This is a genomic window from Kitasatospora sp. NPDC096128, assembly GCF_040303105.1.
Classification (GTDB): Bacteria; Actinomycetota; Actinomycetes; order Streptomycetales; family Streptomycetaceae; genus Kitasatospora.
On the sequence record NZ_JBEOSP010000022.1, the window covers coordinates 98497 to 117365 of the forward strand.

At 72.8% G+C, this 18869-nt stretch carries 20 protein-coding genes; 16 read left to right on the forward strand and 4 right to left on the reverse strand.

Annotated elements, in window-relative coordinates; all coding sequences use genetic code 11:
- The first annotated feature begins 79 nt into the window (after positions 1-79).
- The 5 genes from ABTY61_RS24230 to ABTY61_RS24250 all read left to right on the forward strand — a co-directional run bounded on the left by ABTY61_RS24230 (position 80) and on the right by ABTY61_RS24250 (position 4707).
- On the forward strand, positions 80-517 hold the full coding sequence (locus ABTY61_RS24230) for a GntR family transcriptional regulator (protein ID WP_350507142.1): 438 nt from the start codon (positions 80-82) through the stop codon (positions 515-517).
- Entirely contained in the window at positions 517-1440 is a 924-nt protein-coding gene (locus tag ABTY61_RS24235; RefSeq protein WP_350507143.1) for an ATP-binding cassette domain-containing protein, read from the forward strand. The genes ABTY61_RS24230 and ABTY61_RS24235 overlap by 1 nt, the downstream gene beginning before the upstream one ends.
- Positions 1437-2402: an ABC-2 membrane transporter-related protein gene (locus ABTY61_RS24240; protein ID WP_350507144.1), complete on the forward strand. Its 966-nt coding sequence runs from the start codon at positions 1437-1439 to the stop codon at positions 2400-2402. Before ABTY61_RS24235 ends, ABTY61_RS24240 begins: the two co-directional genes overlap by 4 nt.
- 119 nt (positions 2403-2521) lie before the next feature.
- Positions 2522-3364 (forward strand): chitosanase, encoded by an 843-nt coding sequence (locus tag ABTY61_RS24245; protein WP_350507145.1) that lies wholly within the window; start codon positions 2522-2524, stop codon positions 3362-3364.
- Between the two features lie 263 nt (positions 3365-3627).
- Positions 3628-4707, forward strand: coding sequence for a sugar ABC transporter substrate-binding protein (locus tag ABTY61_RS24250; RefSeq protein ID WP_350507146.1), 1080 nt, complete (start codon positions 3628-3630; stop codon positions 4705-4707).
- A 76-nt stretch (positions 4708-4783) separates the two neighbouring features.
- Here ABTY61_RS24250 and ABTY61_RS24255 read toward each other — a convergent pair whose 3' ends face one another.
- Complete coding sequence (locus ABTY61_RS24255; protein ID WP_350507147.1) at positions 4784-5653, reverse strand: 3-hydroxybutyryl-CoA dehydrogenase; 870 nt, start codon at positions 5651-5653, stop codon at positions 4784-4786.
- A gap of 284 nt (positions 5654-5937) precedes the next feature.
- Between ABTY61_RS24255 and ABTY61_RS24260 the strand changes: the two genes are divergently transcribed.
- A complete protein-coding gene (locus tag ABTY61_RS24260) occupies positions 5938-6756 on the forward strand; it encodes an SDR family NAD(P)-dependent oxidoreductase (RefSeq protein ID WP_350507148.1) in 819 nt (272 codons plus the stop codon).
- Positions 6757-6815: 59 nt separating this feature from the next.
- Here the strand turns inward: ABTY61_RS24260 and ABTY61_RS24265 are convergent, their stop codons facing one another.
- Positions 6816-7724, reverse strand: a complete 909-nt coding sequence (locus ABTY61_RS24265; RefSeq protein ID WP_350507149.1) for a polysaccharide deacetylase family protein — start codon at positions 7722-7724, stop codon at positions 6816-6818.
- 219 nt (positions 7725-7943) lie between these two features.
- Here ABTY61_RS24265 and ABTY61_RS24270 point away from each other — a divergent pair, with 219 nt between their 5' ends.
- Both ABTY61_RS24270 and ABTY61_RS24275 read left to right on the forward strand, forming a co-directional pair.
- Positions 7944-8831: an SAM-dependent methyltransferase gene (locus tag ABTY61_RS24270; RefSeq protein ID WP_350507150.1), complete on the forward strand. Its 888-nt coding sequence runs from the start codon at positions 7944-7946 to the stop codon at positions 8829-8831.
- Positions 8832-9077: 246 nt separating this feature from the next.
- Complete coding sequence (locus ABTY61_RS24275; protein WP_350507151.1) at positions 9078-9584, forward strand: FBP domain-containing protein; 507 nt, start codon at positions 9078-9080, stop codon at positions 9582-9584.
- A gap of 8 nt (positions 9585-9592) precedes the next feature.
- On the opposite strand, the gene ABTY61_RS24280 is transcribed toward ABTY61_RS24275, so the two are convergent.
- A complete protein-coding gene (locus tag ABTY61_RS24280; protein WP_350507152.1) occupies positions 9593-9970 on the reverse strand; it encodes an RNA-binding S4 domain-containing protein in 378 nt (125 codons plus the stop codon).
- A 30-nt stretch (positions 9971-10000) separates the two neighbouring features.
- Entirely contained in the window at positions 10001-10405 is a 405-nt protein-coding gene (locus ABTY61_RS24285) for a VOC family protein (protein ID WP_350507153.1), read from the reverse strand.
- 83 nt (positions 10406-10488) lie between these two features.
- On the opposite strand from ABTY61_RS24285, the gene ABTY61_RS24290 reads away from it, so the two are divergent.
- The 8 genes from ABTY61_RS24290 (at position 10489) to ABTY61_RS24325 (ending at position 18772) form a co-directional block, all read left to right on the forward strand.
- Positions 10489-11697, forward strand: coding sequence for a methyltransferase (locus ABTY61_RS24290; protein WP_350507154.1), 1209 nt, complete (start codon positions 10489-10491; stop codon positions 11695-11697).
- A 190-nt stretch (positions 11698-11887) separates the two neighbouring features.
- Positions 11888-12916 (forward strand): N-acetyl-gamma-glutamyl-phosphate reductase, encoded by a 1029-nt coding sequence (gene argC, locus ABTY61_RS24295; RefSeq protein ID WP_350507155.1) that lies wholly within the window; start codon positions 11888-11890, stop codon positions 12914-12916.
- A gap of 11 nt (positions 12917-12927) precedes the next feature.
- Positions 12928-14082 carry a bifunctional glutamate N-acetyltransferase/amino-acid acetyltransferase ArgJ gene (argJ, locus tag ABTY61_RS24300; RefSeq protein WP_350507187.1) on the forward strand — a complete coding sequence of 385 codons (1155 nt, stop codon included), beginning with the start codon at positions 12928-12930 and terminating at the stop codon, positions 14080-14082.
- A 129-nt stretch (positions 14083-14211) separates the two neighbouring features.
- Positions 14212-15087, forward strand: a complete 876-nt coding sequence (gene argB / locus ABTY61_RS24305; protein WP_350507188.1) for an acetylglutamate kinase — start codon at positions 14212-14214, stop codon at positions 15085-15087.
- Positions 15084-16289, forward strand: coding sequence for an acetylornithine transaminase (locus ABTY61_RS24310; RefSeq protein WP_350507156.1), 1206 nt, complete (start codon positions 15084-15086; stop codon positions 16287-16289). The genes argB and ABTY61_RS24310 overlap by 4 nt, the downstream gene beginning before the upstream one ends.
- Before the next feature lie 23 nt (positions 16290-16312).
- Positions 16313-16861, forward strand: a complete 549-nt coding sequence (locus tag ABTY61_RS24315) for an arginine repressor (RefSeq protein ID WP_350507157.1) — start codon at positions 16313-16315, stop codon at positions 16859-16861.
- 114 nt (positions 16862-16975) lie between these two features.
- Positions 16976-18406, forward strand: a complete 1431-nt coding sequence (gene argH, locus ABTY61_RS24320) for an argininosuccinate lyase (protein WP_350507158.1) — start codon at positions 16976-16978, stop codon at positions 18404-18406.
- A gap of 108 nt (positions 18407-18514) precedes the next feature.
- On the forward strand, positions 18515-18772 hold the full coding sequence (locus ABTY61_RS24325; RefSeq protein ID WP_350507159.1) for a sigma-70 RNA polymerase sigma factor region 4 domain-containing protein: 258 nt from the start codon (positions 18515-18517) through the stop codon (positions 18770-18772).
- The last annotated feature ends 97 nt before the right edge of the window (positions 18773-18869 follow it).

The following is an 18869-nucleotide window of genomic DNA, read 5'->3' on the forward strand; positions in this document are numbered from 1 at the left end:
GGACCGTTTCGGTCCGGGCGGGGCCCTTTGCCTTTCCTTGGGTTGACGGCCTGTCATCCGCTCGTTTATCTCTTTACCTATGGAACTAGATAAAGGCGCCGACCAGCCCTCTCCGATCGAGTTCCGCCTGGACCCGGCCTCCGGCGTCCCGACCTACCTGCAACTCGTGCAGCAGGTCGAGCAGGCGTTGCGGATGGGCTGGTTGACGGAGGGGGACCAGCTGCCCCGGGTGCGGGAGGTGGTCGCCGGACTGGCGATCAACCCCAACACCGTGCTCAAGGCCTACCGCGAGCTGGAGCACCGCGGCCTGGCGGCCGGCCGGCGCGGCCAGGGCACCTTCGTGCGCGGACTGCCCGCCGGAGTGGTGCCGCTGCGCGAACGGGCCGCGCTGCGGCGGGGGTTGCTGGACTGGATGCGCTCGGCGCGGACCGCCGGGCTGGACGAAGGGGGAATGGTCGCGGTGTTCGAGGACGCGCTGCGCGACCTGCGCGAGGGCCGCGACGGGGTGGTGGCGTGATGGCCGCGGACACCGTCATCGACTGCGGCGGGATCGGCAAGCGCTACCGCCGCTCCTGGGCGCTGCGGGACTGCCACCTCGCCGTCCCGGCCGGGCACGTGGTCGCCCTGGTCGGCCCGAACGGCGCCGGCAAGACCACCCTGCTCAGCCTGGCCGCCGGCCTGACCCTGCCCAGCGAGGGCGCGATGACCGTCCTCGGCGACCAACTCCCCGGCTCGCCCCGGGCCTTGGACCGGATCGGCTTCGTCGCCCAGAACGCCGCGCTCTACCCGGGCCTGCCCGTACGCGACCTGCTCGCGATGGGCCGCCACCTCAACCGGCGCTGGGACGACGCCCGGGCGCGCACCCACCTGGACGGCCTCGGCATCCCGCTGGACCGCAAGTACGGCCGGCTCTCCGGCGGCCAGCAGGCCCAGGTCTCGCTCGCCCTCGCACTCGCCAAGCGGCCCGAACTCCTCCTCCTGGACGAGCCGTTGGCCGCGCTCGACCCGCTCGCCCGACACGACTTCATGGCCGTGCTGCTGACCGCGGTGGCCGAGGACGGCCTCTCGGTGCTGTTCTCCTCGCACGCCGTCAACGAGCTGGAGCAGAGCTGCGACTACCTGGTGGTGCTGGCCGGCGGCCGGGTCCAGGTGTCCGGGGAGGTGGACGACCTGGTCGGCGGCCACCGGATGCTCACCGGCCCCACCGCCGAGGCGGACGCGGTCGCCGAACGGCTGCCGGTGGTCCGCGACCGCCGGGCCGGCGTCCAGTCCCACCTGCTGGTGCGCACCGGCGGCCCGGACGCGCCGGTCTCCGCCGGCTGGCGCCAACAGCGCGTCGGCCTGGAGGAGTTGGTGCTCGCCTACCTGCGCGAGCCGACCGCCTCCGCCCTGCCCGGCCCGCGCGGGGCCGTCCGTACGAACCAGAAGGTACTGTCGTGAGCTCGACCACCCTCGCCCCGCCCCGCTCGGCCGTGCTGCGGGCCGCCGGGCTGCGCCACCGGCCGGCGCTGCTGACCCTGCTCGCGGTGATGGGCGCGGTCTCCCTCGCCCTGCTGCTGCACGGCTGGTACCTGCACGACGGCCTGGACCGTACCGGCGCGGGCTCCTGCGATCCGAGCACCGCCGCCTGCGCGGCCACCTTCAAGCGGTTCCTGCACCAGTACGCCGACACCATGCCGATGCTCGGCAGTGTCTCCTACGTCCTCGGCGGCGTGTTCGGCGCGTTCCTCGGCGGACCGCTGCTGGCGCGGGAGTTCGAGCACGGCACGGTGCGCTTCGCCTGGACCCAGGGCGCCGGGCGGACCCGTTGGACGGCGGGCGGCCTGGTGCTGGGCGGCGCGGTGCTGGCCGTGGTGGCCGCGCTGTTCGGGCTGGTGCTGCGCTGGTGGAGCGCGCCGCTGGAGCGCCTGGGCGGGCAGTTCCACCCGGACCTCTTCGTACAGACGTCGCCGGTGCTGATCGGCCGGGTGCTGGTGGCCTTCGGGGTGGCGGCGCTGGCCGGCGCGGTGCTGCGCCGCACCGTGCTCGCGGTGGGTCTCGGTCTGGCGGTCTCGGTCGCGCTGCCGTTCCTCGCCCAGGCCGTGCGCTCGCACTACATGACTCCGCTGGAGGAGCCGGTGCGCGCCATGACGTCCCTGGCGGTGGACGACCGCTGGGTGCTGAGCGTCTGGTACTCGGACCCGGCCGGGAACCGGCTCTCCGAGTCCGAGTTCTACAACCTCGGCGGCGACTACGCCCACCTCCAGTCCCTGGTGCACGACGGCGGGTACACCATGCACGAGGTGTACCAGCCGGCGGACCGGTTCTGGCCGTTCCAGTGGATCGAGTTCGGTTGGACGACCCTGCTCGCGGTGGCGCTGTGCGCTGCGGCGGTCTGGTGGGTGCGGCGCCGGGCGGTCTGACCGGACCGCTCCCGTGGTTTGAAGTGTTTTCGTCAAAACCCTTGCGGGACCTACGGTTCCGGGCGTTTGCTTCTCGTTAGGAAGGTTACCTAACCCAACGAGGAACCGGAGCATCCCCCATGCGCCCTCAGCCCCGTCGTGCCCTCCGCATAGCCCTCGCCGCCGCTCTGGTGGCCGCGCCCCTCACGGTCGCGGCCACCACGGCCGCCCAGGCCGCGCCGGCCCCGGCAACCGCCGCGCACCTCGGCGGAGTCGGCCTCGACGACCCGCACAAGAAGGACATCGCGATGCAGCTGGTGTCCAGCGCGGAGAACTCCTCGCTGGACTGGAAGGCCCAGTACAAGTACATCGAGGACATCGGCGACGGCCGCGGCTACACCGCCGGCATCATCGGCTTCTGCTCCGGCACGGGCGACATGCTGGACCTGGTCCAGCACTACACCGACCTCAAGCCCGGCAACGTCCTCGCCAAGTACCTGCCCGCGCTCAAGAAGGTCAACGGCAGTGCCTCCCACTCCGGCCTCGGCACCCCCTTCGTCAAGGACTGGGCCGCCGCCGCCAAGGACCCGGCCTTCCAGCAGGCCCAGAACGACGAGCGCGACCGGGTGTACTTCGACCCCGCCGTCAACCAGGCCAAGGCCGACGGCCTGCGCGCGCTCGGCCAGTTCGCCTACTACGACGCGATCGTGATGCACGGGCCCGGCAACAGCTCCGACAGCTTCGGCGGCATCCGCGCGGCCGCCCTGAAGAAGGCGAAGACGCCCGCCCAGGGCGGCGACGAGGCCACCTACCTCAGGGCCTTCCTGGACGCCCGCAAGGTGGTCATGAAGAAGGAGGCCGCGCACTCCGACACCAGCCGGGTCGACACCGAGCAGTCGGTCTTCCTCAACGCCAAGAACTTCGACCTCAACCCGCCGCTCAAGTGGAAGGTCTACGGCGACAGCTACGCCATCAACGGCTGACGCCAGGGTCGGCGCGGTGGCGGGAGCCCGTCCCCCCGGGTCTCCCGCCGCCGCGGTGTTCGATCACCCGGGTTCTCGATCGCCCCCCTCCCGCGAAAAACCCAAGGGACTGTGAAATTCCTGTTCATCCCGTAACGAATCGAGCAGGGGCATAACGAACGATCCCTCCCGCATTGACGCATTCGCCCGGTGGCGCTTGACTCCGTCCCCTGCCGCAGGGTTGCGGCGCAGTACAGGAGGCACCACCGATCATGATCAGACCCATGCGTCTCGCGGCCACGGGCACGGCCGCCGTGTCGCTCGCACTCGCCCTCACGGCCTGCGGCCAGACGGTGGCGAGCCAGACGCCGGCAGCTGGCGGCGGAGGTGGCGAGGGCATCGGTCTGCTGCTGCCGGAGAGCGCGTCCTCCACCCGGTACGACGCGTTCGACAAGCCCCTGATCCAGCAGACGGTGACCGGCCTCTGCGCCAAGTGCACGGTGAGCTACGCCAACGCGGGCGGCGACGCCACCGTGCAGAAGAAGCAGTTCGACGACCTGCTCGCCAAGGGCGTGAAGGTCATCCTGCTCGACCCGGTCGACGCCAAGCTCACCGCCCCGTGGGTGGACGCCGCCAACGCCAAGGGCGTGAAGGTCGTCGCCTACGACCGGCTGGCGCAGGGCAAGGTGGCCGCGTACGTCTCCTTCGACAACCAGCAGACCGGTCAGCTCCAGGGCCAGTCCCTGCTCGACGCGCTCGGCTCGAAGGCCTCCTCGGCCAACGTCGTGATGATCGACGGCGCCGAATCCGACCCCAACGCGGCGCAGTTCAAGGCGGGCGCGCACCTGGCGCTGGACGGCCGGGTCAAGATCGCCTATGAGCAGTCCGGCGAGTGGAAGCCGGACGTGGCCACGGCGAAGACGAACGAGGCCATCCAGAGCCTCGGGAAGAACGGCATCCAGGCCGTCTACGCCGCCAACGACGGCATGGCCGCCGCCGTCATCGAGGCCCTGAAGGCCGCGGGCATCAAGAACGTGCCGGTCGGCGGCCAGGACGCCTCCATCGACGCGGTCCGCCGGGTGCTCAGCGGCGAGCAGGCGTACACCATCTACAAGCCGTACAAGCCCGAGGCGGACGCGGCGGGCAGCATCGCCGTCCAGCTGGCCGAGGGCATGGACATCAGCACGACCGCCTCCACGCTCACCGACAGCGGCGGGCTGAAGATCCCCTCGCTGCTGCTCACCCCGATCGTGGTGACCAAGTCGAAGGTGGAGGCCACCGTCGTCGGCGGCGGGCTCTACAAGGCGTCCGACATCTGCACCCCGCAGTACGCCGATGCCTGTGCCGAGGCCGGGGTCAAGTAGCGCGGCACGTCGGCCAGTCGGAAAAGGGGCGCGCCCGTACCGGTGACCGGTACGGGCGCGCCCCTCGCGTCCGGGCTCAGACGCTCGCGGTGTAGTCGTAGAAGCCGCGGCCGGACTTGCGGCCCAGCAGGCCGGCGTCGACCATCCGGGAGAGCAGCGGGGGAGCGGCGTACAGCGGCTCCTTGTACTCGTCGTACATCGACTCGGCGATCGAGACGATGGTGTCCAGGCCGATCAGGTCGCACAGCCGCAGCGGGCCCATCGGGTGGGCGCAGCCGGCCTCCATGCCCTTGTCGATGTCGGAGGCGGTGGCCACGCCCGACTCGAACATCCGCACCGCGGACAGCAGGTACGGCACGAGCAGCGCGTTGACCACGAAGCCGGCCCGGTCGCGGGCCCGGATCGGCTCCTTGGCGAGGACCTGGGAGGCGAAGGCCTCGACCCGCTCGGTGGTGGCCGCCGAGGTGGTCAGCGTCGGGATGACCTCGACCAGCTTCTGCACCGGCGCCGGGTTGAAGAAGTGCAGGCCGATGACTTGCTCCGGGCGGGAGGTGGCGGCGGCCAGCTTCACGATCGGGATCGAGGAGGTGTTGGAGGCGAGGATCGCGTCCCGGCGCTCGATGACCTGGTCCAGGGTCTGGAAGATCTTGACCTTGATGTCCTCGCGCTCGGCGACGGCCTCCACCACCAGGTCGCGGTCGGCGAAGTCGGACAGCTCGGTGGTGAACGACAGCCGGGCCATCGCCTCGTCCCGCTGCTCGGGGCTCAGCTTGCCGCGCTTGACCGCCGTGTCAAGGGAGTTGGTCAGCCGGGTGCGGCCGAACTCCAGCGCCTCGCCGCTGGCCTCCGACACCAGGACGTCCAGTCCGGCCCGGGCGAAGACCTCGGCGATGCCCGACCCCATGAGACCGCAGCCGACTACTCCGACGCGCGCGATGTCACTCACTCAGTTGCCCTTCGGTGGTGCTGGGGGTCGCCCAGCGAACTGGTGGCCCAGCGAGCTCGCTGGTCAACGGGGTCGGTGTACCGGAATGGGTGCACCGGTCACCGCCCCGACGACGTTACTACTCCGTACCGGCCAGTAGGTCACCCCCTCCCCGGCGGAGTGCCAGCGCGGACGGCCCCCGATCGGGTGAGGCCGGGCCGCCCGCGCGTGTACCCGGGCCCGCCGCCGCCCTCCGGCCGACAGAATGCCGCAGACGGGGGCCTGGGACGGGAAGGGAGCACACGGTGCCGACGGGATCGCTCGCAGGACAGGTCGCCCTGGTCACCGGCGGCGGCCGGGGCATCGGCCGGGAGATCGCCATCGGACTGGCCGCCGAGGGCATGGCCGTCGGCCTGCTCGGCCGCACCCACGAGACGCTCACCGACACCCTCAAGGAGTGCGTCAAGCGCGGCTCCCGGGGCGTCGCCGTCACCGCCGACGTCTGCCGTCCCGGCCCGGTGCGCGAGGCCGTCCGGCTGGTCGAGCGCGACCTCGGCCCGATCGACCTGCTGGTCAACAACGCCGGCCTGATCGACGGGGCCGAGGTGCCGCTGTGGGAGACCGACCCCAACCAGTGGTGGCAGGTGATCGAGACCAACCTGCGCGGCCCCTACAACCTGCTGCGCTGCGTCCTGCCCGGCATGGTCGCCCGCCGCGGCGGCCGGGTGGTCAACCTCAACTCCGGCTTCGCGCTGCGCCCGGACGGCCACTACACGGCGTACGCGACCTCCAAGGGGGCGCTGCTCCAGCTCTCCGACAACATGGCGGACTCGCTGGCCGAGCACGACGTCGTGGTGCTCGACATCAGTCCCGGCGCGGTGGCCACCGACATGACCGCGGCGATGCCGATGTTCCGGGACATGAAGGCCTGGGGCTCGATCCCGTACGTGGTCGCGGTCACCGTGGACGCCGCCCGCGGCCGCTTCGACGCCCTGCACGGGCGGTTCATCCACGCCGGGCGGGACGACCTGGCGGAGCTGGTCGCCCGGGCCGAGGAGATCCGGGCGACGGACGCCCGGACGCTGCGGCTGCGCCCGTACAAGGACGACGACCCGATGGTTTGACCGGCGGCCCGGGCTGTTGCGCTCGTTCGGCGGCCCGACGGGTCAGCGGCCGGGGCCGGTCAGGCGCACAGCTGGCTGGCCGTGACCGGCTTGAGCCCCGCCTTGGCCAGCCCGTCCAGGATCGCCGGCAGCGCGTCGATGGTGCACTGGTGGCCCATGTGCAGGGCCACCACCGAGCCGCCGCGCACCGAGCCCAGCACCCGGCGCTGCAGCTCGGCGGCGGTCGGGTCGTTGTAGTCGCGCGGGTCGACGTCGAAGGAGAGCACGTGCTCGTAACCGACGGCCTTGGCCTGGTCGCGCACCATCGCGGTGGCGTACTGCGCGGCGGAGGGGCGGAACCAGCGGCCGATCGAACCGGTCAGCCGCTGCAGCCGGTCGGCGCACTGGGCGATCTCGGCGCGGGCCTGGTCCGGGGTCATCGCCGAGATGTTGAGGTGGTTCTGGGTGTGGTTGCCCAGCTCGTGGCCGCCGTCCAGGATCCGCCGGGCCATCTGCGGCTGCTGGTCCAGCCAGCTGCCGACCGCCATCACGGTCACCTTGGTGCCGCGCTGCTCGGCGGCCTCCAGCAGGGCCAGGGCGAGCTTCGGGTCACCGCTGCCGTGGAAGGTGAGCGCCACGTTCTTGCCGGTGCGCGGCCCGTACACCACCTCGTACGGCGTGCCGGCCGCCAGCGGCGCCAGCACCGGCGGGGTCGGCGGGGCGGAGGTCTGGGCGGCGGCCGGGGTCGGCCCGCCGTCGGGCTGCGGCTCGGCCGGCGTGCTCGGGGCGGGGGAGACGGGCCCCTCCCCGCCGTTCCAGGCCGGGTCGGTGGTGTGCTGCGGGTCGGCGCTGCCGGGGTGCGCGGCGAGCGCCCCGGTGTCGGCCCGGCGGGGCGCGCCGCTGCCGCAGGAGGTGAGCAGTCCGCCCGCGGCGGACAGGGCGGCCAGCTTGGCGGCGGTGCGCAGTACGGTGCGGCGGTCGGCAGTCATCGGCAGCCAGCATAGAGAGGGCGGACCCTCCGGGCGATCCGGCAGCGCCGTCCGACGCGGTTCGCCACACCACGTTTGACGTGCACACACTCCGTTGGTGCGGTGTTGCGTAAACCTGAACTCCCGCTGTTTCCACGGCGTGTCGTTGGATACGATCACCGCGCACCGCGTGTTACGGGGCAGTAGGCACATTCCGGCATTGCGCATTGGGGGCGGAACATGATGCACGAGGACACCGCGGCCGTCGACCAGGACACCCGTACCGGCTGGGAGTGGGCCAGAGCCGATGACTGGCAGCCGCCGAGCGAGCTGGACACCGGCATCCCGCACACCGCCCGGATGTACGACTACTACCTGGGCGGCAAGGACAACTTCGAGGCGGACCGCAAGGCCGCCCAGGCCGCGATAGCCGCCTACCCCGCGCTGCCGCTGCTGGCCCGCACCAACCGGCAGTTCCTGGGCCGGGCCGTCGAGTTCGCGGCCGGCCGGGGGATCCGCCAGTTCGTCGACATCGGCACCGGCATACCGACCGTCGGCTCCACCAACGAGGTCGCCCAGCGCGTCGCCCCGGACGCCCGGGTGGTCTACATCGACAACGACCCGATCGTCGCCACCCACGCCCGCGCCCTGCTGGCCGGGCACCCGGCCGGGCGCACCTCGGTCATCGAGGCCGACCTGCGCGACCCGGAGGCGATCCTGCGCCACCCCGCGCTGGGCGCCGCCGTCGACCTCTCCCAGCCGGTCGCGCTGATGCTCGTCGCCGTCCTGCACTTCATACGCGACGAGGAGGGCGCCCAGCAGATCGTCCGCACCCTGCGCGAGGTGCTCGCCCCCGGCAGCGCCCTGATCCTCTCCCACGGCAGCCCCGACTTCGCCTCCCGGGAGAGCGCCGCGGAGGGGACCCGGATCTACCGGAGCGCCAGCGCGCCGCTCGTCCTGCGGCCCCGCGCCGACGTCGAACCCTTCTTCGGCGACTTCGAGTTCGTCGGCCCCGGCCTGGTCCAACTCCCGCTCTGGCGCCCCACCGCGGGCCACATCCGCACCGCCGAACTGCCCGAGGGCTGGCAGGACGTCTCGGCCTACGCCGGCGTCGCCCTCAAGCCGTGACCGGGCGCGACCCCGCCGTCCGCCCGTGACGGCGCCCGGCCCCGGCACCCCCCTCCGGCGCCGGGGCCGGCCGCCCCACATCCAGCACAGTAGATCCGGGCACTGACAAGCCCTCGCCCTGGACGACCTGCTGGCCGGGATCGGCGAGGACGCCCCGCGGCGGCTCGCCGTGCAGGCCGCCCATCCGGTGCGTACCGGGAGGAAATGACGCGACAGGGCGCGGCGGCCGGTGTTAGGTTCCGCGACATGGAACCCCTCACCGACCCGGAGATCCGCGCGTCCTTCGTCAACTGCTCCAAGGGCGAGGCCCGTCGGCTCAACCTGCCCCGCGGCCTGGCCGAACTGCCGTGGGCGGACTTGGACTTCCTCGGCTGGCGGGACCAAGGCGCGCCCGACCGGGCGTACTTGGTCGCACCGCACGGCGGTGAGCTGGTCGGGGTGACGATGCGCTCGCCGATGGTCCGGCGCAGCCTGACCAAGACCAACGTGTGCTCGCTGTGCATCACCGCGCACGCCGGTTCGGGGGTCTCGCTGCTGGCCGCCCGCCGGGCCGGTGCCTCCGGGCGCGAGGGCAACACCGTCGGGACCTACATCTGCGCCGACCTCGCCTGCTCGCTCTACGTCCGCGGCCTGAAGAAGTCCGCCGCGGTGACCAGGCCGGACGAGTCGCTGCCGCTGGAGCTGCAGGTCGCCCGTACGGTGGGCAACCTCGACGCATTCCTCGCCAAGGTGCTCACCGACACGGCGGCGTAGGCGCGGGGCTACCGGCCCCCGCGCAGCTGGTCCAGGTCGCGGCGCTCCCGCTTGGTCGGGCGGCCGGCGCCGCGGTCCCGCTCGAAGACCGGTGCCACGAACTCCCGCGGCGGCCGCGGTGGACTGTTGTCGACCAGGCACTCCGCCGCGACCGCCGCGCCGACCCGCTTGCGGATCAGCTTCGTCACCACCACGACCCGCTCGTACCCCTCCTCGCGGACCCGGACCTCGTCCCCGGGCTTGAGCGTCTGCGCCGGCTTGGCCCGCTCGCCGTTCACCCGCACGTGCCCGGCCTTGCAGGCGGCCGCCGCCAGCGCGCGGGTCTTGGCCAGCCGGACCGACCAGACCCAGACGTCCAGCCGCACGCTTCCCTGTTCTTCAGCCATCCTCCGAGCCTATCCACGGCCCGGCAGGTGCTACGCCGCGGACGGGGCCTCCTGGACCGCCCAGCCGTTGCCGTCCGGGTCGTTGAAGAACACGAAGTTGTTCCAGGCCTCGCCGTGTCCGTTCACCCGGGCTCCCGCCTCGAAGTGCTGGACCGGGCTGACCGCCACGCCCCGCGCGGCCAGCTCCGCGTGCGCCTTCTCGATGTCCGGCACCACCAGCTGGAGGCCCTTCACCGAGCCGGGCGCCGACTCGATCACCCCGGTGCCGACCACGATCGAACAGCGTGAGCCCGGGGGAGTCAGCTGGACCACCCGGACCCCGTCGCGCAGCCGGGTGTCGTGGTCCACGGTGAAGCCGGCCTGCTCCTCGTAGAAGAGCTTCGCGCGGTCCACGTCCGACACCGGGACCACCACGACTTCGAGCTTCCAGTCCATCGCCCTCACCCCTCTCGGTCGGGCTCTTCCAGTATCTGCCCGAAACCGTTCCCCGGCTGACCTTCGGATAGCCTGAGAGCACGATGAATCCGCAGACCACGCCCGCTTCGTCACCCTCAGCCACCGCCTTCGCGACCCCCTGGGGCACCCTCGACCTCACCCGCTTCCCGGTGGACCCCCGCGAGCGGCTGCGCGCCTGGGACGCCGCCGACGAGTACCTGCTGCGCCACCTGGCCGGCGAGGCCGCCGCGGACGGCGCCGCCACCGAACTGGCCGGCCGCCGGATCGCCGTCCTCGGCGACCGCTGGGGCGCGCTGACCACCGCGCTGGCGCCGTACGGACCGGTCCAGATCAGCGACTCCCACCTCGGCCGGCAGGCCACCCGGGAGAACCTCGCCCGGGCCGGCGCCGCCGTCGACGAGGCCCGGCTGCGCACCACCCGGGACACCCCGCCGGAGCGGATCGACGTCCTGCTTGTGCGGGTGCCCAAGAGCCTGGCCCTGCTGGAGGACCAGCTGCACCGGCTCGCCCCGGCGCTGCACCCGGGCACGGTCGTGATCGGCACCGGCATGGTCACCGAGATCCACACCTCCACCCTGCAGCTCTTCGAGAAGGTCCTCGGCCCGACCCGCACCTCGCTCGCGGTCCGCAAGGCCCGGCTGATCTTCTGCACCCCCGATCCGGCGCTGGACCCCGGCCCCAACCCGTGGCCGCACCGCTACGCGCTGCCGCCGGACATCGGCCCCGCCGCCGGCCGGACGGTGGTCAACCACGCGGGCACCTTCTGCGCCGAGCGGCTCGACATCGGCACCCGCTTCTTCCTGGCCCACCTGCCCACCCCCGCCCCCGGCGACCGGGTGGTGGACCTCGGCTGCGGCAACGGCGTGGTCGGCACGGCCGCCGCGCTGGCCGGGCCGGGCGCGGAGCTGGTGTTCGTGGACGAGTCCCACCAGGCGGTGGCCTCCGCGGAGGAGACCTTCCGCGCCAACCTGGGCCCGGACGCCCCGGCCGAGTTCCGCACGGCCGACGCGCTCGACCCGGCGGTGTTCGCCCTCGGCTCGGTGGACCTGGTGCTCAACAACCCGCCGTTCCACTCCCACCAGGCCACCACCGACGCCACCGCCTGGCGGATGTTCACCGGCGCCCGCCGGGCGCTGCGGCCCGGCGGCGAGCTGTGGGTGGTCGGCAACCGGCACCTGGGCTACCACGTGAAGCTGCGCAAGCTGTTCGGCAACTGCCAACTCGTCGCCGGGAACCCCAAGTTCGTCGTGCTGCGGGCCGTGAAGCGCTGAACGGCCGCGCTCTGCGGCGCAGTCCGACGGACGCCCCGGCCGCGCCGCCGGGTGGGTGCTCCGGGGCGTGCGTGATCAGTCCGTCGATCCCCCGATCGGTCGCGGCGGTGTGAAGCCCGGGTGTCCGGGCTCAGCCTTGCATGGATTTTCCCTCCCGCGTATATTCATGCCACGACCAAGGAGGAACGCCATGGCATTGCGAGTCGCCGTCGCCGGCGCGAGCGGATACGCGGGCGGTGAGGTGCTGCGCCTGCTGCTCGGCCACCCGGAGGTGGAGATCGGGGCGCTGACCGGCGGCTCGAACGCGGGCACCAGGCTGGGCGCGCTGCAGCCCCACCTGATCCCGCTGGCCGAGCGCGTCCTCGAGCCGACCACCCCCGAGGTGCTGGCCGACCACGACGTGGTCTTCCTGGCGCTGCCGCACGGCCAGTCCGCCGCGGTCGCCGAGGCGCTCGGCCAGAACGTCCTGGTGATCGACTGCGGCGCCGACTTCCGGCTCAAGGCCGCCGCCGACTGGGAGCAGTTCTACGGTTCCGCCCACGCCGGCACCTGGCCCTACGGCCTGCCCGAACTCCCCGGCCACCGCGCCGCGTTGAAGGGCAGCAACCGGATCGCCGTGCCCGGCTGCTACCCGACGGCCGTCTCCCTGGCGCTCTTCCCGGCCTACGCGGCCGGCCTCGCCGAGCCGGAGGCCGTGGTGGTCGCCGCCTCCGGCACCTCCGGCGCGGGCAAGGCCGCCAAGACCCACCTGCTCGGCAGCGAGGTCATGGGCAGCGTCAGCCCGTACGGCGTCGGCGGCGTGCACCGGCACACCCCGGAGATGGTGCAGAACCTCACCCCGCTGGCCGGCGAGCCGCTGACCGTCTCCTTCACCCCCACCCTGGTCCCGATGCCGCGCGGCATCCTCGCCACCTGCTCCGCCAAGGCGAAGCCGGGCGTCAGTGCCCAGAGCCTGCGCGCCGCCTACGCCGAGGCGTTCGCCGACGAGCCTTTCGTCCACCTGCTGCCCGAGGGGCAGTGGCCGCAGACCAGCAGCGTCTACGGCGCCAACACCGCCCTGGTCCAGGTCGCCCTGGACGCCACCGCCGGGCGGATCATCGCGATCAGCGCGATCGACAACCTGGTCAAGGGCACCGCCGGCGGCGCGGTGCAGAGCATGAACATCGCCCTCGGCCTGCCCGAGGAGCTGGGCCTTCCCCTGAACGGAGTCGCACCGTGACCACCCCGAACATCGGCGTGACCGCCGCCAAGGGTTTCCGGGCCGCCGGCGTGACCGCGGGCATCAAGGCCTCCGGCACCCCGGACCTCGCCCTGGTGGTCAACGACGGCCCCTCGCTGGCCGCGGCCGGCGTCTTCACCGCCAACCGGGTCAAGGCCGCCCCCGTGCTCTGGTCCCAGCAGGTCCTCAAGGGCGGCCGGGTCTCCGCCGTCGTCCTCAACTCCGGTGGCGCCAACGCGTGCACCGGCCCGCTGGGCTTCCAGGACACCCACGCCACCGCGGAGAAGGTCGCCGCGGAGCTGGACGTGAACGCCGGCGAGGTCGCCGTCGCCTCGACCGGCCTGATCGGCGTCCGGCTGCCGATGGACGTGCTGCTGCCCGGCGTCACCCTGGCCGCCCGGCAGCTCGACGCCGAGGGCGGCGAGGCCGCCGCCATCGCCATCAAGACCACCGACACCGTGCACAAGACCGCCCAGTTCACCAGCCCGGCGGGCTGGACGGTCGGCGGCATGGCCAAGGGCGCGGGCATGCTCGCCCCGAGCCTGGCCACCATGCTGGTCGTGCTCACCACCGACGCCGACCTGGACAGCGCCGCCCTGGACGCCGCGCTGCGCGGCGCCACCCGCACCACCTTCGACCGGATCGACTCCGACGGCTGCATGTCGACCAACGACACCGTGCTGCTGCTCGCCTCCGGCGCCACCGGAATCGCCCCGGACGCCGCCGAGTTCGCCGAGGCCGTCCGCACCGTCAGCGCCGACCTGGCCCGCCAGCTGATCGGCGACGCCGAGGGCGCCAGCAAGGACATCCGGATCGACGTCACCGGCGCGGCCACCGAGGACGAGGCCGTCGAGGTCGCCCGTACGATCAGCCGCAACAACCTGCTCAAGTGCGCCATCCACGGCGAGGACCCCAACTGGGGCCGGGTGCTGTCCGCGATCGGCACCACCACCGCCGCCTTCGACCCGGACCGGCTCGACGTGGCCATCAACGGCGTCTGGGTCTGCAAGGACGGCGGCGTCGGCGAGGACCGCGACCTGGTGGACATGAAGGCCCGCGACGTCGTCATCACCGCGAACCTCAACGCCGGTACGGCGAGCGCCTCGCTGTGGACCAACGACCTCACCGCCGACTACGTCCACGAGAACAGCGCCTACTCCAGCTGAGCCGCTGACCGCAGCCGAGCCGCTGACCGCTGCTCCGCCGAGCCGCGACATCCGTTCCGACAAGGGAAACCCGTGCAGATCGCACCCAAGGGCGAACAGGCCCGCAACAACACCGCGTTGCCCAAGGCCATGACGCTGATCGAGGCGCTGCCCTGGCTGGAGCGCTTCCACGGCAAGACCATCGTGATCAAGTTCGGCGGCAACGCCATGGTCGACGAGAGCCTCAAGGCGGCCTTCGCCCAGGACGTCGTCTTCCTCCGCTATGCCGGCCTGCACCCGGTGGTGGTGCACGGCGGCGGCCCGCAGATCAGCGCCCAGCTGGACAAGCTCGGCCTGGAGTCCAGCTTCACCAACGGCCTGCGCGTCACCACCCCCGAGACCATGGACGTGGTCCGGATGGTGCTGGCCGGCCAGGTGCAGCGCGAGCTGGTCGGCCTGCTCAACGAGCACGGCCCGTTCGCGGTCGGGATGACCGGCGAGGACGCCCACACCATGACGGCGGTCAAGCGCTACGCGGTGGTGGACGGCGAGCAGGTCGACATCGGCCTGGTCGGCGACATCGTCAACATCGAGGCCGGCGCGGTGAAGGCGCTGATCGGCGACGGCCGGATCCCGGTCATCTCCTCGATCGCCCGCGGTGCCGACGGCCACGTCTACAACATCAACGCCGACACCGCCGCCTCCGCCCTGGCGGTCGCGCTCGGCGCCGAGATGCTGGTGGTGCTGACCGACGTCGAGGGCCTGTACAAGGACTGGCCGAACTCCGACGACGTGATCAGCCAGCTCAACGCGAGCGAACTGGAGGAGCTGCTGCCGGGCCTGGCCTCCGGCATGCTCCCCAAGATGGAGGGCTGCCTGCGCGCCGTCCGCTCCGGCGTGGGCACCGCCCGCGTGCTGGACGGCCGGGTGCAGCACAGCCTGCTGCTGGAGATCTTCACCGACGAGGGCATCGGCACGATGGTCGTGCCGGACGACGAGCCGACCGTGACCGGGGGACTGGCATGACGCACAACGAGCAGCTCACCGACCGGTGGCAGCACGCCTTCACCGACAACTACGGCACCCCCCGGATCCCGCTGGTGCGCGGCGAGGGCGTCAAGCTCTGGGACGCCGACGGCAAGGAGTACACCGACCTCCTCGGCGGCATCGCGGTCAACGCCCTCGGCACCGCCCATCCGGCCGTGGTCGAGGCGGTCAGCCGGCAGATCGCCACCCTCGGCCACGTCTCCAACCTCTTCATGGCCGAGCCGACCATCGCCCTCGCCGAGCGGCTGCTGGCGCTGGACGGCCGGGAGGGCGGTCGGGTGTTCTTCTGCAACTCCGGCGCCGAGGCCAACGAGGCCGCCTTCAAGATCAGCCGGCGGACCGGCCGCACCCACCTGGTCGCCCTCCAGGGAGCCTTCCACGGCCGGACCATGGGTGCCCTCGCGCTCACCGGCCAGCCTGCCAAGCAGGCGCCATTCCAGCCGCTGCCCGGTGACGTCACCCACGTCCCCTTCGGCGACGTCGAGGCACTGCGCGCGGCCGTCACCACCGAGACCGCCGCCGTCTTCCTGGAGCCGATCCAGGGCGAGAACGGCGCGATCCCGCTGCCCGACGGCTACCTGAAGGCGGCCCGCGAGATCACCCGCGCCACCGGCACCCTGCTGGTCCTGGACGAGATCCAGACCGGCATCGGCCGGACCGGGTACTGGTACGCCCACCAGGCCGTCGAGGGCGTCGAGCCGGATGTGGTCACCCTGGCCAAGGCGCTCGGCGGCGGACTGCCGATGGGCGCGGTGCTGGCCTTCGGCCCGGCCGCCGAGCTGCTCACCCCGGGCCAGCACGGCACCACCTTCGGCGGCAACCCGGTGGCCGCGGCGGCCGGGCTCGCGGTGCTGGACACCATCGAGTCCGAGGGCCTGCTGGAGCACGTCCGCAAGATCGGCGACCGGCTGCGGCACGGCGTGGAGGCGATCGGCGACCCGCTGGTCTCCCACGTGCGCGGGGCCGGACTGCTGCTCGGCATCGTGCTGACCCGGCCGCTCTCGGCCCAGGTCCAGGCGGCCGCGCAGCAGGCGGGCTTCCTCGTCAACGCGGCCGTCCCGGACGCCGTCCGGCTGGCGCCGCCGCTGGTGCTCACGGAGCAGGAGGCGGACGCCTTCCTCGCCGCACTGCCGGAGATCCTCCGGACGGCGCGCGAGAGCGCCCCGGCCGATGCGAGTTGACCATCGTCCGGGAGAATAATCACATGACCGATTCCCGCTCCGACCCGCCCGCCGCCGGCCCGACGCCGCAGGTCCCGCAGACCCGCACCGCGCGCCACCGGCGGATCGTGGACCTGCTCACCCGCCAGCCCGTGCGTTCGCAGAGCCAGCTCGCCAAGCTGCTCGCCGACGACGGACTCGTGGTCACCCAGGCCACCCTCTCCCGGGACCTGGACGAGCTGGGCGCGGTCAAGATCCGCAACCGGGACGGCGCGCTGATCTACGCCGTCCCCGCCGAGGGCGGCGACCGCACGCCGCGCGCCCCGATGGGGGAGTCGGCCACCGAGGGCCGGATGGCCCGGCTGGCCGGCGAGCTGATGGTCTCCGCGACCGCCTCCGGCAACCTGGTCGTGCTGCGCACCCCGCCCGGGGCCGCGCAGTTCCTCGCCTCGGCGATCGACCAGGCCGAGGTGTTCGAGATCATCGGCACCATCGCGGGCGACGACACCGTGCTGCTGATCAGCCGGGACCCGGCGGGCGGCCAGGCGCTGGCCGACCACCTCATGCAACTCGCCCAGGCCAAGGCGCAGTAGGGCCGGAACAGCCGGAACCCCGGTCGAAGGACCCCCTTCGACCGGGGTTTTGTGTTTCATACGGAGTGATGCATACTTATGCCACTCGCTGCACAAGTCTAAGGAGCCACCGCGATGACCGCCCAGCAGTCCTCCGACGTCCGCCTCTGGGGTGCGCGCTTCGCCGACGGCCCGTCCGAGGCGCTGGCCAAGCTCTCCGCCTCGGTCCACTTCGACTGGCGCCTCGCCCCCTACGACATCGCCGGCTCCAAGGCCCACGCCCGGGTGCTCCACAAGGCCGGCCTGCTCTCCGACGAGGAGCTGGCCGGCATGCTGGCCGGCCTCGACCAGCTGCTCGCGGACGTCGAGGCGGGTACCTTCGTCGGCACCGTGGCCGACGAGGACGTGCACACCGCCCTGGAGCGCGGCCTGCTGGAGCGGCTCGGCGCCGACCTCGGCGGCAAGCTGCGGGCCGGGCGCTCGCGCAACGACCAGATCGCCACCCTGTTCCGGATGTACCTGCGGGACCACGCCAGGACCATCGGCGGCCTGCTGCTCGACCTCCAGGAGGCCCTGGTCGGCCTGGCCGAGGCGCACCCCGACACCGCGATGCCGGGCCGCACCCACCTCCAGCACGCCCAGCCGGTGCTCTTCGCCCACCACGTCCTCGCGCACGTGCAGGCCCTCGGCCGGGACGCCGAGCGGCTGCGCCAGTGGGACGCCCGCACCGCCGTCTCCCCGTACGGCTCCGGCGCGCTGGCCGGCTCCTCGCTCGGCCTCGACCCGCAGGCCGTCGCCGCCGAGCTCGGCTTCGAGGGCGGCTCGGTCGGCAACTCCATCGACGGCACGGCCTCGCGCGACTTCGTCGCCGAGTTCGCCTTCGTCACCGCGATGATCGGCGTGAACCTCTCCCGGATCGCGGAGGAGGTGATCATCTGGAACACCAAGGAGTTCGGCTTCATCACCCTGCACGACGCCTTCTCCACCGGCTCCTCGATCATGCCGCAGAAGAAGAACCCGGACATCGCCGAGCTGGCCCGCGGCAAGTCCGGCCGGCTGATCGGCAACCTCACCGGCCTGCTCGCCACCCTCAAGGCGCTGCCGCTCGCCTACAACCGGGACCTCCAGGAGGACAAGGAGCCGGTCTTCGACTCCTGCGACACCCTGGAGGTGCTGCTGCCCGCGTTCACCGGGATGATGGCCACCCTCACCGTGCACCGGGAGCGGCTGGAGGAGCTGGCCCCGGCCGGCTTCTCGCTCGCCACCGACATCGCCGAGTGGCTGGTCAAGCAGGGCGTGCCGTTCCGGGTGGCGCACGAGGTGGCCGGCGCCTGCGTCAAGGTCTGCGAGGCCCAGGGCATCGAACTGTCCGACCTGACGGACGAGCAGTTCGCCTCGATCTCCGAGCACCTGACCCCCGAGGTCCGCACGGTGCTCAGCGTGCACGGCGCCATCGCCGCCCGCGACGGGCGCGGCGGCACCGCCCCCTCGGCCGTCGCGGTCCAGCTCGCCGAGGTGAAGGCGGACCTGGCGCGGCAGCAGGAGTGGGCCCAGCCCCAGGGCTGACCCCTGGAGCAGCGTGCGAGGGGCGCGGCGGTCCGACCGGCGCGCCCCTCGCACGTGCGCGCCCCGGTCCGGGCGTAACCGACCCCGCCCGGGCCCGTCATGCACGGTGTGTGCACCCCCCTTCCGCCCGTCCCCTCCGCCGAGGACGTCTACCTCGCCGAACAGCGCCGCCGCGTGATCCGCGAGAGCGTCGCCGCCCTGCCCGGTCGCTGCCCGCAGCTGATCGCGGCCCTCGCCGAGGATCCGCCGCCCACCTACCGCGAGCTCTCCGAGCGCCTCCGCATGCCGCGCGGCTCGATCGGTCCCACCCGGTCCCGCTGCCTGGCCTGCCTGCGCCTCCTGCTGCACGCCGAGCGCTACCCCTGACCGCGGGCCCGCCGCCCCGCGGCGCCCCGCCCCGGTTTCCGCCGCCGCCCCGCGCCGCCCCGCTCCCGGCGCGGCGTGACCCTTGCCACGTCTGCGC